This window comes from Nitrospirillum amazonense (assembly GCF_007828045.1).
GTDB lineage: Bacteria > Pseudomonadota > Alphaproteobacteria > Azospirillales > Azospirillaceae > Nitrospirillum > Nitrospirillum amazonense_C.
This window is the reverse complement of record NZ_VITN01000001.1, coordinates 383,534-397,556: the sequence shown is the minus strand read 5'-3', so window position 1 is coordinate 397,556 and position 14,023 is coordinate 383,534. Positions and strand designations below refer to the sequence as shown.

Below are 14,023 nucleotides of genomic sequence, written 5' to 3'. Positions count from 1 at the left end.
ACATATTTCAGGCGCGAGTGTTGCCGCGATGCGGCACCCGAACCCCTGCCCTCGCCTGCCGCTAGCAAAAAAGGCGCCAGTTTCAAATTGACGCAGAGGCGCGGGGGAGGGCGAAGAAAAAGGGGTGCGGCGCAGCCAGCCATGCCCATAATCCGGGCAACAGCGCCGGCATTTTGCCTAACTTATAAGCTCTCTTGGGGCTGGACAGGTTGACCGCCCGCGCCGGGCTCCCCGCTCCCAGCGATACGTCGGCCAAGCGCCCTAGAATAGCCACACTATAAAAGCGCAGTCGGCCGCCGCTCCTTCCGGTGGCTTTGGCGGGCCGGTGGCTTTGGTGGGGCTTCGGCCATTGCCACCGGCCATTGGCCGATAGCTCGGCCCCGCAATCCGCGGCGAGGAGGCCTGAGGTTTTAAGATGGAACAGGGGGACGGGGTTATGGTACCCCGTCAGCGACAAGGATGCTCATGGCCAGGCCTTCGGCTTTGTATTGTTTTGGCAAGGTGCCCCGGGCTGCCCCACGGCGCGTCCGGCCATGGCCATGGCGCCTTCAAGGCCGACAAACGGACGTCCCGTCGCGACCGGCGAGCAAAAGAAGTCTGGTGAACCCGCAGTTGGGTGCTGAGAGCATGGTGAGATTTGTTTTGGAGCCGCGTTCCCCATGATAGTCGCCGGTAAGCCGCTTTCCGCCCAGACGGATCCCATTCAGACCGCCAGGCCCGCGACGCCCAATCGGGGGCGCTTGGCGTTGCGCGACTTGGCCAGTGGCATGAGCCAGCATTGGCTTTGGCGCGCCATGGCCATGCAGGACATCGTGCTGCGCTATCGCGGCTCCGTGCTGGGCCCGCTGTGGCTGACATTCAGCACCGCCATCATGATCGCGGCCATGGGCTTCGTTTATTCCCAGATCTTCCATCTGGATCCGGAACGCTATGTTCCCTTCCTGACCCTGGGCCTGCTGATTTGGCAGTTCATCTCGTCGGTGATCACCGACGGCTGCTCCGCCTTCATGTCGGTGCAACACGCCATCCAGCAGGTTCGCCTGCCTTATACCGTGCACGTGCTGCGCAGCGTCTTCCGCAACCTGCTGATCCTGGGCCATAACGCCGTCTTGATCCCTATCGTCTTCCTGATGATGGGGCACGGCATCGGCTGGGATGCGCTGATGGCCATTCCGGGCCTCGTCCTCTTATGTATCAACGGCTTCTGGATCAGCATCCTGCTGGGCATGCTGAGTGCCCGGTTCCGTGACGTGCCGCCGATCGTGGCGGCGCTGCTGCAGGTCGTCTTTTTCGTGACGCCCGTGTTCTGGACCGTGGAAACACTGGGCAAGTATCGACATATAGGCGACTTCAATCCCCTGTTCGCCGCCATCGATGTCGTCCGTGCGCCTTTGCTGGGCGAACCGTTCGCCCCCTACTCCTGGCAGATCGTCGGCATCATGACCGTGGGCGGGCTGTTGGTGACCGCCGTTTTCTTCAGCCGCTTCCGGTCCCGGATCGCTTACTGGGTGTGATTTATGGCCTCCCTGCATTTGCAAGACCTCACGGTTGAATTCCCCATCTATCAGGCCAACGGCCGCTCACTGAAGAAGGCGCTGTTTTCAGCGCCCATGGGCACCAACCTGGCGCGTGACGCCGCCAATCGTATCCTGGTTCGCGCGCTGAACCATCTGACCCTGACGATCGACAAGGGCGACCGCGTCGGGCTGATCGGCCCCAATGGGTCGGGCAAGACGACGCTGCTCAAGACCCTGGCCGGGATTTATGAGCCCACCAGCGGCGCCCTTCACACCCAAGGCCGCGTTTCCGCGCTGCTGGATGTGCAGATGGGCATGAACCCGGATGCCACTGGCCGCGAAAACATCATGCTGCGCGGCATGTACATGGGCATCCATCCCAAGGATATGCAGGTCCATGTCGAGGAGGTGGTCGACTTCACCGAACTGGGTCCGTACATCGATATGCCGGTGCGCACCTATTCCGCCGGCATGATGTTGCGCCTGGCCTTCGCGGCGTCCACCTGTGTCGAGCCCGAGATCCTGCTGATGGACGAATGGCTGGCGGCGGGCGACAGCCATTTCTTGGCCAAGGCCCAGAAGCGCATGGAAGATTTCGTGCAGCGGTCCAGCCTGATGGTGCTGGCCTCCCACTCCTTGGAGCTGCTGGAGAAGTGGTGCAACAAGGGGCTGTACTTGCGTAACGGCAACGTGATCGCTTACGGTCCGCTGAAAGAGGTGGCGGACATCTACCAGCAGTCGCTGGCAGAGGCCTGAACCCGCCGCCTGCCCCATCCCATTTCCCCGGGCATGCCCAGGGACACTCCGGAACCAGCCATCGATCATGGTCAGAAAATACGTCTGGGCAGGCATCTCCGTCGTGCTTGCCATCCTCGTGTTCAGGCTTAGCCAGGGTGGGGATTCTTCGTCCTTTTTCCTGACCATTCGGGAACTGGCCAAACCACTGGCCACGGTTTACCTGGCCTTGTTCGGACAGCCGGAATTCGCCCTGGTCCTGGCGGCCGGCATGATGATGGCCTGCGTCGCCCTGCTGGGCGGCTTCTGGGCGGGCCAGGTCCGCCGCACGCTGGACACGCTGAAGACCATCACCGGCTCCGCCATGCTGATCATGGGGGAACCGAACGACCGCCGGGTCGGATCGATGAAGCGTCTGATGGAATCCAGTCCGCTGCTGATGGACGAATGGCGGATGTTCGAATCCACATTGTTGGATGCCGGGCAGGGTACCCAGCGGCGCGCCTATTCCACCATCCGTCCCCAGGAATATTTTTCCATGGAGGCCATGGAAAGCCGGGGCCTGGATTTCCGCTTTTACGTCGCCTTGCCCAACTACTTCGTGGGTGTGGGCCTGATGTTCACCTTCCTTGGCTTGGTGGCCGGCTTGTATTTCGCCAGCAAGGGTCTGCAGATGGGTGACCTGGCGCAGGCCCGGCAGGCGCTGGGCCAACTGCTGGCCGCCTCCACCATGAAGTTCGTCAGTTCCGTCGTCGGCATCGGCGCGTCACTGGTAACGTCGATGGTTGTCCGCCATTGGCAACGCAAGGTCCAGGCGGCGCTGGACGACCTGTGCCGCGCCATCGAACTCTGCTTCCCCCTGATCTCCGCCCATCGCCTGATGGGTGATTGGACGCAGGACGGGATGGCCGCTGCGGTATCCGCGCCCCGTTCCCCGCTCTCCCACGCACCCCAGCCGGATATCGCCGGCCAAGCGCCGTAAGACGGGAAGACTGCCATGCGACGGGGAACCAGGGCCCATGGGGACGACCAGGAGAGCTACTTCGCTTCCATGTCGGACCTGATGGCCGGCATCGTCTTCATCTTCCTGATCATGCTTATGGCCCTGTCGATGTACAACATCGACGAGGCGCCCAAGCCGCAGGATCAGCAGTCGGAGCAAGACTACCAGGAGACCATCGCCAAGATCATGGCTGAGCGTGCCCGCCTGGTGGAAGCGCTGCGCCAGGATTTGGAATCCCGGCATATCGAGGTGATGGCCGACACCGCCAAAGGCATCCTGACGCTGCCCTCCGCGCAGTTCTTCGCGCCCGGGGCAGCCGCGCTAAAGCCCGAGGGCCGTGAAAAAATGGCCGAGGCGGCCACCCTGCTGGCCCGCTACCTTACCTGCACCGGCGACACCCCAGGGATACCGGCGGGTGCCTGCCCCACCACCGCCCCGGTGGACCATGTGGACACCGCGATCAGCAAGGTTGCGCCCGCCGCCAACGTCCCGGGAGGCCCGGCACCGGAAACGGTCGCCCGCATCCAGGCGCTGGAGGCCAGCGCCGCGCTGACGTCCACCCAACCGGTGCTGTATGAATTGCTGAGCCGCGCGGGACGGCCGGTGCTGACGGTGCGGGGCGTGGCGCAAGTGCCACCGGCCCCCTCCGCGCCAGTGGGCGGGCACGGGCGTCATCCGGCCCCGGCGGCCCCGGCGACGGCGCCCAGCGCGGTCGATCAGGTGACCCTGACCTTCACCATGGCGATCCCTCCCCGCCAGTAAGGGAACCGCCCGAGCCAGAGGCCGCCATGTCGTCTTCCGCCGCCTTCGTCCGCCACGCCTTTGATCGCCTGCTGCCCTTATGCCGTGACCGGTTCGCTGACACGGTCCATGGCGGCTTCCATGAACGATTGGACTCGGCGGAACAGCCCCTGCCGCTAGGCTACAAGCGGTCCATGGTGCAGGCCCGCCAACTTTACGTTCTGGCCCATGGCGCACTGTTGGGAGACCGCAGCGGCCAAGCCGCCGCCGAGCGCGGCTACGACTTCCTGGTCCGCCATTTCTGGGATGACCGTAACGGCGGATGGTTCTTCAAGGCACAGCCCGACGGCCAGCCGTTGGATGATTCCAAGGACTTCTACGGCCACGCCTTCGTCCTGTTTGGCCTGGCCTACGTACATGCCGCTTTCGCCGCCCCCCGCGCCCTGACGCTGGCGCAAGAGACCTGGGCGCTGATGCGCGACCGCCTGGCCATGCCGGCGCTGGCGGACGGCGGCTGGGGCGGCTTGGCGGAAGGGGCCAGTGCCGAATGGATCCGTAATGGCGCGACGCGCCGCCAGAACCCGCACATGCATCTGCTGGAAGCCCTGTTGGCCTTGCATGAGGTCACAGGCGACAGCGCCTGGCTATCGGAGGCGACCGCCGTCATCCACCTGTTCCAGGCCCGCTTTTTTGACCGCACGACCAATACGCTGGGAGAGTTCTTCACCCAGGATTGGCGGCCTGATCCCGCCACCGGACACATCGTCGAGCCCGGCCACCATTTCGAGTGGGCTTGGCTGCTGGACCGGTACGCCGGACAGGGCGGCGACACGTCCGTGTTGCCCCTGGCCGACGCCTTGTTCGACAAGGCGGTGGCACATGGCTTCCTGCCCGACGGCGGTATCATGGACCAGATGGATCCCCAAGGTGCGCCCGTCCTGCGTACCCGGCGCATCTGGCCGGTGGCGGAGGCCATCAAGGCCGCCTTGTCGCAGGCCCGCCGGCACCACAGCACGAGCGCCGGCGATGCCGCAGGGGCGCTGGCCCAGCGGCTGATGGTCCACCTGCAGGCCGCGTTTCTCAACCCGGCCGGCGGGCGCTGGATTGAAACACAGGACGAGACTGGCGTGCCCACCATGCGCGATTTGCCAGGCAGCACGCCCTACCACCTGTTCTTGGCGGCTATGGAAGCCGCCCGCGCGGATACCTGACCTACGGGATCCGCGGCGGGCCGGCCCTATCCGGCCTGCCACGGATGCCGGCTGGCCGTCCACGGATCGAAATCCGCCTGCGCCCGCAAATCCTCGGCAAACGATGCCGGCCGGTCCAGCAGCTGCACCAGCGGCCAGGCCATTTCCAGCGCCGGCGGCCGGACAGCCCCAGCGGTCAGACCTGCGGCGTAATCCCGGACGAACGCCATGGCCCCATCGACCATAGCCGAGATCGCGGCGCCGGTGGCGGCATCGGCGTGCCACCGCACATCTTCAACCCCCCGCACGCCGTTGCCTGTCGCCTCCAGACCTATGGCGACCTGGCTCCGTGCATCGAACAGCAGCCCGACCGAAGCCCGGTTTGCGTGCAGGCGCCGCAGAATAGCTGGTGCCACGTCGGTGTCGGTGAACAGGGCCGTCATCCGGCGCGCACGCTGCCGCCGCCGGCTGTCTTCGTCGCCCGTCAGGCCGAAGGAATAGCCGTGGACGCTCAGGTCCACCATGCCGCTCAAGGCAGTCTCGAACGCTTCCTGCGTGGCACCGTCCCACCCCATATCGACCAGAGCCACGGGTGTCCCTGCCGCAAGCCGTAGATTCCTCATGAAGGTGAAGAGAGCCCGGCGGTTGCGCCGGCAAACCTTCAGAATCTCAAATCGATACTCAAACAAGAATCCGCGCAGACGCGGATGCACCGCCGGTGACAGCCTGATCTCATCCCCCAGTTCATACTTCTTCATCACCTCCGGCGCCGGCGCCGGAACGCCGATGCGCTCCAGCACCTCAAACGGCGCCAGGCCGTCCGATCTGGAGATCAGGAATGGCAGGTAGTCGGCGAAGTTCAGGTCATCCATTGCCGCCAGGTCGAAGGCCGTCCGGGATCCGGGGAGGAAACTGCAGGGTGGCAGGGACCAGAGGCCCGGGCTTTCCTGCACCAGGCGCTCCAGCAGATCGCCGCCCCGAGAGCAAAACAGCAGGTGCCTGATGTCGTCCAGCTTGGCCTGGCGTTCGATCCAGTTCAGGAAACCGACGGCGGCGGGACCAGCAACGCGGTACCCTAGATCGCGGGGCGGCAATGTCCCGGCGGGCAGGGCCGCCGACACGGGAATCACCGGGCCAAGGGACTTGCCGTTACCCTGGTCGTGACCCTGATGATGAGCAGTTGCGAGCCCCTTCGCCCGTGCTTGGGCCACGTCACCCTGCAGGTCGCAGCCGACATGCAGCACGCGCTCACGCGGCAATTGCAGATAGTCGATGGCCAGATCGAACAGGTCGCCGTCCCGGGCTGTGAGGTTGCAATCACTGGAGATGAACAGGGCGATGGAGTCGAGCCCGTGGCGGCCCAACGCGTCACGCACGAAGGCGCGACCCATATAGCTGTCGGCGATGATCAGCACCCGCCGGCCCAACGCCAGGGCCTGCCGTAGCGCGGCGATCGCGATGGGATCGGGACACAGCAGATCCAATTCCAGCGACACCTCAGCCGCCTTTATGGAAGCGGCCAGCGTCGGCTCCAGGGCCAGGCAATCGTAGATGCCGGCCAGCGTGATTTCCCGGCGGCCCGCCTTGTGCGCCCGGTCCAAGGCCTCCGCCTGGGCGGCTTTACGCTGGGCGGAAAAGCCCGACATGGAGTAGCGCCGCCCCAGCATATCGAAAACGGCATCCGGCGACGGGGTGGCGCGATGGAACAGCGTGCCATAAAAACCGAACGATACAGCCCCCGCAGCCATGATGGCCTCATGCAGGGCCTGGTCCCCAAGCGACGGACCGCCCGAAATGGCGGCGGGGTCAAGGCTGTCAATCATGGCCGTCATCACGCGATCTCGAAATTGCCGCCATTGGGATGCAGGTTGGGATTGCCAAAGGGATCGTGCAGGAACAAGCCGGGATGCCGGTCATAAAGCCGGCCCCGCTCCTGCTCCAACCGCGCCATCTTTTCCGGCGACACGAAATCAAGGCCCCTGCTGATGGATTCGTGGTGGATCAACTCGGCCGCCTGGCACATGACGTTGTAATAGCCAACCTCATGCAGGCGCATGCACAAATCCACGTCGTTGTAGGCGACGGGCAAGGTCTCATCGAATCCGCCCACCGCTTCGAACTTGCGCCGTTCCACCATCAAGCAGGCGCCGGTCACGGCCAGCCAGTTATATTCCAGCAAGTTACGCAGGAAATAGCCGTAGTGGTTCCGATCCTGGCGCAGGAAGGCATGGCTTGGCCCGTTGAACAAGTTCAGCACGCCGGCATGCTGTATCTTCTCTCCACCCGGGTACAGCAGCTTGGCCCCCACGGCGCCCACGTGGCCCAGCTGCACGTAGCCCGCCATGCGCTCCAGCCAATCGGTCGTCAGCACCTCGGTATCATCATTCAGGAACAACAGGATGTCCCCCGTGGCGGCGGCGACGCCCAGGTTGTTGAGTTCCGAGTAGTTGAATGGGGCGTCATGGCGGATGACCTTGACCCCGGGCCAGGCCCGGATACGGTTCAGGTAACCCAGCGTGGCCGGTTCCCGGCTGCCGTTGTCCAGCACCACGATCTCATATCGGTCATAGCTGGACCGGGCGCGGATGCTGTCAAGGCAGGCCGACAGCACCGGCTGGTTGTCGCGCGAGGGGATGATGATGGAGATGGTGGGCGTGCCCCGGATGTCGTAGCGCACCCGGTGATAGCTGGGCAGCTGGGGCAGAGGCTCCAGCGTGCCCTTCAGACCGCGGCGGGCCAAGGTGTCGGCGCGCAAGCGTTCAGACACGGACACGACGTAAGGCTTGGCGTTGAGGTCGGCCGCCGTGGATTGCGGAATGATGCGCCAGTGATAGAGCACCTTGGTCACGTGCTGGATGCGCGTCGTCCTCTCCGCCAGGCGCAGGACCAGGTCCCAATCCTGGCAGCCATCATATTCCGGTCGGAGGCCCCCCAGCTCATTCACCAGGCTGCGCCGGACGCAGCTGACGTGGCACGTGTACATCGTGCTCATCATCGTGTCGGGCGACCAGTCCGGCTTGAAGAACGGCTGCGTGAACCGGCCGTCCTCGGTGATCTTGTCCTCGTCGCTATAGACGAAGTCCGGGTCGTGCGCCGCGATGCACAATGCCAGCTCATACAGGCAGTCGGCCGTCAGTTCATCGTCGTGATCAAGGAAGACGACGAAATCGCCCGTGGCGGCGGCCAGGCCGGTGTTGGTGGCGCCGGAGATGCCCTGATTGGCCGCCTGTCGCAGGATGGTGACGCGCGGATCGCGCGGCTGCTCCAACGCCGCCCGTGTCGCCGGGTTGGGGCTGGCGTCATCCACCAGCACCAGCTGCCAATTCGGATACCACTGCTGCTCAACCGAGCGGATCGCAGCCTCAAGCAGGGCCGGCGATGTGTTGTAGACGGGCACCACGATGGAGAAGGTGGTGGACAGCTCCTTGAGCCGCGCCTCCAGATCCGCAGGCCGGCGGGGCGCGCGATAGACATAGCCGTCGGGTCCGCGCACATCCGCCAAGGCCCCCTTGGTCGAGGCCAAATCGGTGCCTGGTTCGCCCTGTGCCGCCCCGCCCGGCGCCACGCCGTTCAGCAGCCAGAACTTGATTCCGGTAATGCCGTGGTCGTGCCTAATCCGGCGAACGTCGGCGAGAGTCGCCCTCGGGCCCCGGCGTCTGAAGGCCCATAGCAGCGTGGCTATCGAGGCGCGCCCCTGGAACGTCCGGCGCAACAGCCAGCGCAAGGGGCTGGTCAGCCGCCAGCTGCGCGACTGATAGGTTTGTGTCAGCTCAGCCCGTAACGCGACGTTCGCAGCTTCCGTATTTTGCAAGGAACGCCCGCGCTCCCCAGCGAGCTGGTTGAGATACGCAATGGTGCGATCACGATCCGCCAGGGTTCGCGTCAGGCTTGCGATTTCGCCGTCCCGCTCCGCCAGAATACGCGCCGCGTCGCCCTCATCGTGCGGAGCTGGCTTACTAGAGAGTGTCATCGTCAGCACAGACCATTATTTCAATTTTTCGGCAGATCAAGGAAAAGATGCCATCTATTACTTGACATCGGCCAGGGGAGATGCTCCGCAGAACGCTATATGGATCAGGTAGTGCTGTCAACAAACGGCCCCCGCCGCCCTGTACGGCACAGTAATACGTGCCCTTCAATCCCGCCCACCCGCCACCGCGGTGACCGGGCCCGGTCCGCCGAACCGCCGGGCAACCACGGCCCAGCCCTCCCGCCCCGCCGCGACCGCGGCGTCGGCCAGCGACAGCACCCGGTCGCGTTGCCGGTCCGGGGCGGTGCAGGCGGCGTGCAGGGCCTCGCCCAGAGCCTGCAGTTGCTTAAGGCCGGCATTTCCGGCGGTGGAGATGAGGTCGTGCGCCTCGGCGCGCAGCCCATCCATGTCACCGCGGGCGCGCAGCGCCGCCACCCGGTCCAGGCGTTCGCCCCCATGCGTCACCAGGCTGCCGATGAGGTTCTGGAACTGCTGGCGGCCGGCGATGACCTCCAGCCGCTGCAACACGCTTTCATCCAGGACCGTGGCAGCCGGCAGTGGAGTGGCCGCCATGGCCGGCGCCGCTTCGTGGGGCGAGGCTTTGGTCCATCGCGCCACGGCGCCCAGGAACTTGCGCTGGTCGAAGGGCTTGGCCACCACGTCATCCATGCCGGCGTCCAGATATTCCTCACGCATGCCGGCCATGGCATTGGCCGTCAGGGCGACGATGGGCACGCGCACGCCGGCCTGGCGCGCGCGGATGACGCGCGTGGCCTCCAGCCCGTCCATGCGCGGCATCTGTACGTCCATCAGGATCAGGTCGAAGACGGCGCCTGGCGCGGTCGCCGCACGCACGCCATCCTCGCCATCCTCGGCCAGGGTGACCTCGTACCCTTCCTTGCGCAGCATCAGCAGCGCCACCTGCTGGTTGATGTGGTTGTCTTCCACCAGCAGCACGCGGCGGCCGGCGCCGGTGCCCACCTTGGCCGGGTCGGGCTTGACCGGGGACGCCGCCACCTGGCTCAGGAACAGGCGGCTCAACACGTCCAGCAAGGTCTGCCGGCGCACCGGCTTGGCCAGCACGGCGGCGAAGACATCGACAGCGGCGTTGCCCCGGTCCATGACCCCGAAGGATGAGATGAGCACCAGCTTGGTTTCGGCGAAACGGCTGTCGTCGCGGATGCGCTGGCCCAGCTCATCACCCCGGACATCCGCCATGGAAAAGTCCACCAACACCAGATCAGGCGGCCGGCTCGCTTTCCAGCTTTTTTCCAGCGCCGCCAGGGCGGACGCGGCGCCATCGGCCAAGCTGACCACCAGGCCCAGGTCGCTGAGCGCACGGCTCAGGATCTTCTGGTGCAGGGGGATGTCGTCCACCACCAGCACCCGCAGGCCCTTGATGCCGTCCACCAAGGTGTCCTGGTCCACCAGGGTGGCGGCCACTGGTCGCAGGGGCACGGTGAACCAGAAGGTGCTGCCCTGGCCGGGAACACTGTTCACGCCGATCTCGCCCCCCATCAGGTCCACCAGCTGGCGGCAGATGGACAGGCCCAGGCCCGTGCCGCCGAAGCGGCGGGTGATGGAGCTGTCGGCCTGGCTGAACTTCTGGAACAGGCGGGCGCGCTGTTCCTCGGGAATGCCCATGCCCGTGTCGCTGACGGCGATGCGCAGCCGCCGGCGGCCGTCCGCCCCAGTGGCCGCCCCAGTGGCCGCCCCGGTGGCCGCCCCGGTGGCGCCGTGGGGCTCCTGGCCGACCTCGATGGCGACACTGCCGGTGGTGGTAAATTTGATGGCGTTGGACACCAGGTTGGCCAGGATTTGGCGCAGGCGGGTGGGATCGCCGCGATAGGCGCCGCGCGCCGCGTCCTCCACATAGCAGACCAGGTCCAGATCCTTTTCCGCCGCCTTGGGCGACAGCAGCATGGCGACGCTATCCGCCAGCTCATCCATGGAGAAGTCGATCTCCTCCAGCTCGACCTTGCCGGCTTCGAGCTTGGAGACATCCAGGATGTCGTTGATGATGGACAGCAGCATTTCGCCGCTATCATGGATGGCGGCGGCCAGCACCCGCCGCTCCGCATCCAGCGGCGTATCCAGGATCAGCTGCGCCATGCCCAGCACGCCGTTCATGGGCGTGCGGATCTCGTGGCTCATGTTGGCCAGGAATTCCGACTTGGCGCGGCTGGCCGCCTCGGCCGCCAGACGGGCCTGGTCACGCTGCTCCGCCAGGGTGGCCATCTCCAGCGCCTGGTCCTGCAGGGCTGCCTCGGCCCGGCGCCGCTCCGCCACCTCGACCTCCAGCCGGGCGACGGTGGCCGTCCGTTCCTCCAGCAGCATCTGCTTCTCATGGAAGCTGAGTTGCTTGCCCAGGGCGCCGCCCAAGGCCTTGGCCATCATCTGCAGCAGGGCCACGTCCTCAGCCGTGAAGGCGTCAGGCTCCGTGCCCATGACCTTCAGCACGCCGACCACACGGCCCGCCTCGGACAGCGGCGCGCAGATCATGGAGCGCACCCCCACCATGCGGCAGGCGTTGCGGTCCACGCGGTCATCGGTCTCGCTGTCCCGGCACATCAGGACCTTCCCGGTCTCGACGCAATAGCCGGACAGGCTGCCCTTGCGTTTCAGGCGCACACCGACGAACTGCGACACAGCCCCGCTGGCGGCGCGGTAGACCATGTCTTCGCCCTCGGCCAATTCGACGACGGCGCCCTTGGCGTGCATCAGGCGTTGCAGACGGTCCACCACCGTCTGCATGAAGGCATCCAGGTCCAGGTCGGAATCGGCCAGCAATGACTGGGTGAGCACCACTTCGCTCAGGCGCTCCACCTGATGCTCCAACGCACGGATGCGGTCCACCTCGGACTCCGACCGGGTCACGCCTGCCTCTTCCACGCTCAAGCCATCGAACCTAGCCATACCCAGGCGCCACTATACGTCCACCTCGGCCCGCGGACAGCGGTCAAGTTGGGACGCAAGGACTATCTTTGGCAGTAAATTGCTGGCGTAGCCAACCACCGGCCTGACCGCCGTTAGGCGGAAGCAACAGCACCCGCAGCTTCGCGGATGGCCGATGCAATCTCGTCTTCGCTGCGTCCCCCGTTGATGGCGATGCGCCCGCCGAAAACGAAGTGAGGAACCGACCTGACCCCGGCCGCCATCGATTGGGCCGCCTCCCGCTCGACACGGCCGTGTTGCTGGGGATCGAGCGCTATCGCGCGGGCTTCCTCGCGTTCGAACCCATAGGCCACGGCGATATCCGCAAGGACATCGGCGTCTGAAATGTTCTTCGCTTTCAGAAAATGGGCATGGGTGATCGCGACCGCGAGTTGATGCTGCGTCCCCCGTGCGCGCGCCGCAAGGATTAGCCCGTGCGCCGCCTGCGTCCTGTAAGTCCAGGGCTGGCGGCTCAGGTCAAGGTCAAGGCCGGACGCCCGTGCTTCCGCCTCTGGCCGGGCGAACGATGCCTTTGGATCAGTCACGCCATAGCGTGCCAGGAGGAGATCGGGAATGTAGAGGCCCTCCGCCGGCGCATCGGGAAGCAGAAGCACCGGATGTTGACGGATATCCACGTCCAACCCAGGGAAGCGCTCCGCCAGGACCTTATCGAGACGGTGATGCCCGACGATGCACCAGGGACAGGTGATTTCGGTGTAAAGGTCGATTTGCAGCATTATGCCATCCTTGTGGTCATTGAGCCGACAGCACTGGGATTAATCCGAGCCCACACTCATCGGATCTCGGTTCTGCCTACCGAGCTGGCTGAAATGTCGGTGAAGCTATCCACGCCATGAATGGTTATGACGGCGGTGGCGTGGGCGGGACCTTTCCGGCTCCATTGCGCTCGACGACAGGGTTCCAGAGCGGCAAGCCGGGGTCGATGCCGGTCATCTTGACGGACACATCCCAGAGTCGTTTGGCGACCTGCGGGCTCCTCGCCTCCTCAGAGGGAACACCTTCACCGGAAGGACCTCGCAGCCCGGAGAATCCCGTTGGCCCGTAGTAACCGCCAGGCTTTATACGCCCGGTCGCTGCGTGCAGCGCGCCCCAGGCGCCCATCGCGGGCTTGGCGAATAGCAAGCCGATCAGCGACATCGCTATGTTGCCCCACCAGCTGCCGCGGGCGAGGTTCGTTCCGACAAGACCCGGATGGCAGGCTACCGCCGTTACCGGCGCTCCTGCCGCCCTCAGCCGCCGGTCCAGTTCGAAGACGAAGAGCAGGTTCGCGAGCTTGCTGGCGCCATAGCGCGGGAGCCATTTGTAGTTCTTCTGCGCGTTAAGGTCTTCCCATTCGATCTTCGCGCCCCTGTGCTGCCCGCTGCTCGTGACAACGACGCGCGATCCGGGCATTTCCATGAGCTTGGGTAGCAGCAGCGCCGTGACCGCGAAGCAACCAAGGTGATTGACGCCGAACGTCTGCTCGAAGCCCTGCGCTGTGTGCTTCAACGTCGGCCCCTGCACGCCGGCATTGTTGATCAGCACGTCAACACGCGGCTCCTTGGCGGCCAGTTCAGCCGCCCGTCGCACACTCGCCAAGTCTGCCAGATCGAGGGGTAGGAAAGCGAGGTCAGCGCCCGGGGTCTTCCGCCGGATTTTGTCCATCCCGGCTCTCGCCTTCGCTTCGTCGCGGCACGCGAGCAGCACTCGCGCGCGCCGCGCCGCCAGCGCACTCGCCACTTCGAAGCCTATGCCCGTATTGGCCCCCGTGACGATGAAGCATTTACCTGATTGGTCGGGCACATCGGCCGTCGTAAATCCCTCGGATGGCACGAATATCTCCTCGTTCTGAACGCACGCGCTTTGAGTCTGCCGATCCTGAACGCCACGCCGAACCGCACTCGACGTTACGAGCCGCCACGCCGATCGAGTG

The 14,023-nt window shown here is 65.3% G+C and carries 10 protein-coding genes; 5 read left to right on the top strand and 5 right to left on the bottom strand.

Annotated features, from left to right (window positions below; translation table 11 throughout):
• Positions 1–659: 659 nt before the first annotated feature.
• The 5 genes from FBZ89_RS01530 (at position 660) to FBZ89_RS01510 (ending at position 5,207) form a co-directional block, all read left to right on the top strand.
• Complete coding sequence (locus tag FBZ89_RS01530) at positions 660–1,514, top strand: ABC transporter permease (protein ID WP_145748265.1); 855 nt, start codon at positions 660–662, stop codon at positions 1,512–1,514.
• 3 nt (positions 1,515–1,517) lie between these two features.
• Positions 1,518–2,273 (top strand): ABC transporter ATP-binding protein, encoded by a 756-nt coding sequence (locus FBZ89_RS01525; protein ID WP_145748264.1) that lies wholly within the window; start codon positions 1,518–1,520, stop codon positions 2,271–2,273.
• A 103-nt stretch (positions 2,274–2,376) separates the two neighbouring features.
• Complete coding sequence (locus FBZ89_RS01520; RefSeq protein WP_145748263.1) at positions 2,377–3,234, top strand: hypothetical protein; 858 nt, start codon at positions 2,377–2,379, stop codon at positions 3,232–3,234.
• A 15-nt stretch (positions 3,235–3,249) separates the two neighbouring features.
• Positions 3,250–4,017, top strand: a complete 768-nt coding sequence (locus tag FBZ89_RS01515) for a hypothetical protein (protein ID WP_145748262.1) — start codon at positions 3,250–3,252, stop codon at positions 4,015–4,017.
• A gap of 26 nt (positions 4,018–4,043) precedes the next feature.
• Entirely contained in the window at positions 4,044–5,207 is a 1,164-nt protein-coding gene (locus tag FBZ89_RS01510; RefSeq protein ID WP_145748261.1) for an AGE family epimerase/isomerase, read from the top strand.
• A 26-nt stretch (positions 5,208–5,233) separates the two neighbouring features.
• On the opposite strand, the gene FBZ89_RS01505 is transcribed toward FBZ89_RS01510, so the two are convergent.
• From FBZ89_RS01505 to FBZ89_RS01485, 5 genes are all read right to left on the bottom strand, one after another.
• Positions 5,234–7,021 (bottom strand): HAD family hydrolase, encoded by a 1,788-nt coding sequence (locus FBZ89_RS01505; RefSeq protein ID WP_145748260.1) that lies wholly within the window; start codon positions 7,019–7,021, stop codon positions 5,234–5,236.
• Positions 7,018–8,997, bottom strand: a complete 1,980-nt coding sequence (locus tag FBZ89_RS01500; RefSeq protein ID WP_246171975.1) for a glycosyltransferase family 2 protein — start codon at positions 8,995–8,997, stop codon at positions 7,018–7,020. Before FBZ89_RS01500 ends, FBZ89_RS01505 begins: the two co-directional genes overlap by 4 nt.
• A 324-nt stretch (positions 8,998–9,321) precedes the next feature.
• Complete coding sequence (locus tag FBZ89_RS01495) at positions 9,322–12,072, bottom strand: response regulator (RefSeq protein ID WP_145748258.1); 2,751 nt, start codon at positions 12,070–12,072, stop codon at positions 9,322–9,324.
• A 113-nt stretch (positions 12,073–12,185) separates the two neighbouring features.
• Entirely contained in the window at positions 12,186–12,827 is a 642-nt protein-coding gene (locus FBZ89_RS01490) for a DsbA family oxidoreductase (protein WP_145748257.1), read from the bottom strand.
• A 124-nt stretch (positions 12,828–12,951) separates the two neighbouring features.
• Positions 12,952–13,923 carry an oxidoreductase gene (locus tag FBZ89_RS01485; RefSeq protein WP_145748256.1) on the bottom strand — a complete coding sequence of 324 codons (972 nt, stop codon included), beginning with the start codon at positions 13,921–13,923 and terminating at the stop codon, positions 12,952–12,954.
• Positions 13,924–14,023: the final 100 nt, after the last annotated feature.

What these genes read in the sequence shown, in the direction of transcription:
- FBZ89_RS01530 (WP_145748265.1), top strand. Translation starts at nt 660, where the DNA reads ATGATAGTCGCCGGTAAGCCGCTTTCCGCCCAGACGGATCCCATTCAG.
- FBZ89_RS01525 (WP_145748264.1), top strand. Translation starts at nt 1,518, where the DNA reads ATGGCCTCCCTGCATTTGCAAGACCTCACGGTTGAATTCCCCATCTAT.
- FBZ89_RS01515 (WP_145748262.1), top strand. Translation starts at nt 3,250, where the DNA reads ATGCGACGGGGAACCAGGGCCCATGGGGACGACCAGGAGAGCTACTTC.
- FBZ89_RS01510 (WP_145748261.1), top strand. Translation starts at nt 4,044, where the DNA reads ATGTCGTCTTCCGCCGCCTTCGTCCGCCACGCCTTTGATCGCCTGCTG.
- FBZ89_RS01495 (WP_145748258.1), bottom strand. Translation starts at nt 12,072, where the DNA reads ATGGCTAGGTTCGATGGCTTGAGCGTGGAAGAGGCAGGCGTGACCCGG.
- FBZ89_RS01490 (WP_145748257.1), bottom strand. Translation starts at nt 12,827, where the DNA reads ATGCTGCAAATCGACCTTTACACCGAAATCACCTGTCCCTGGTGCATC.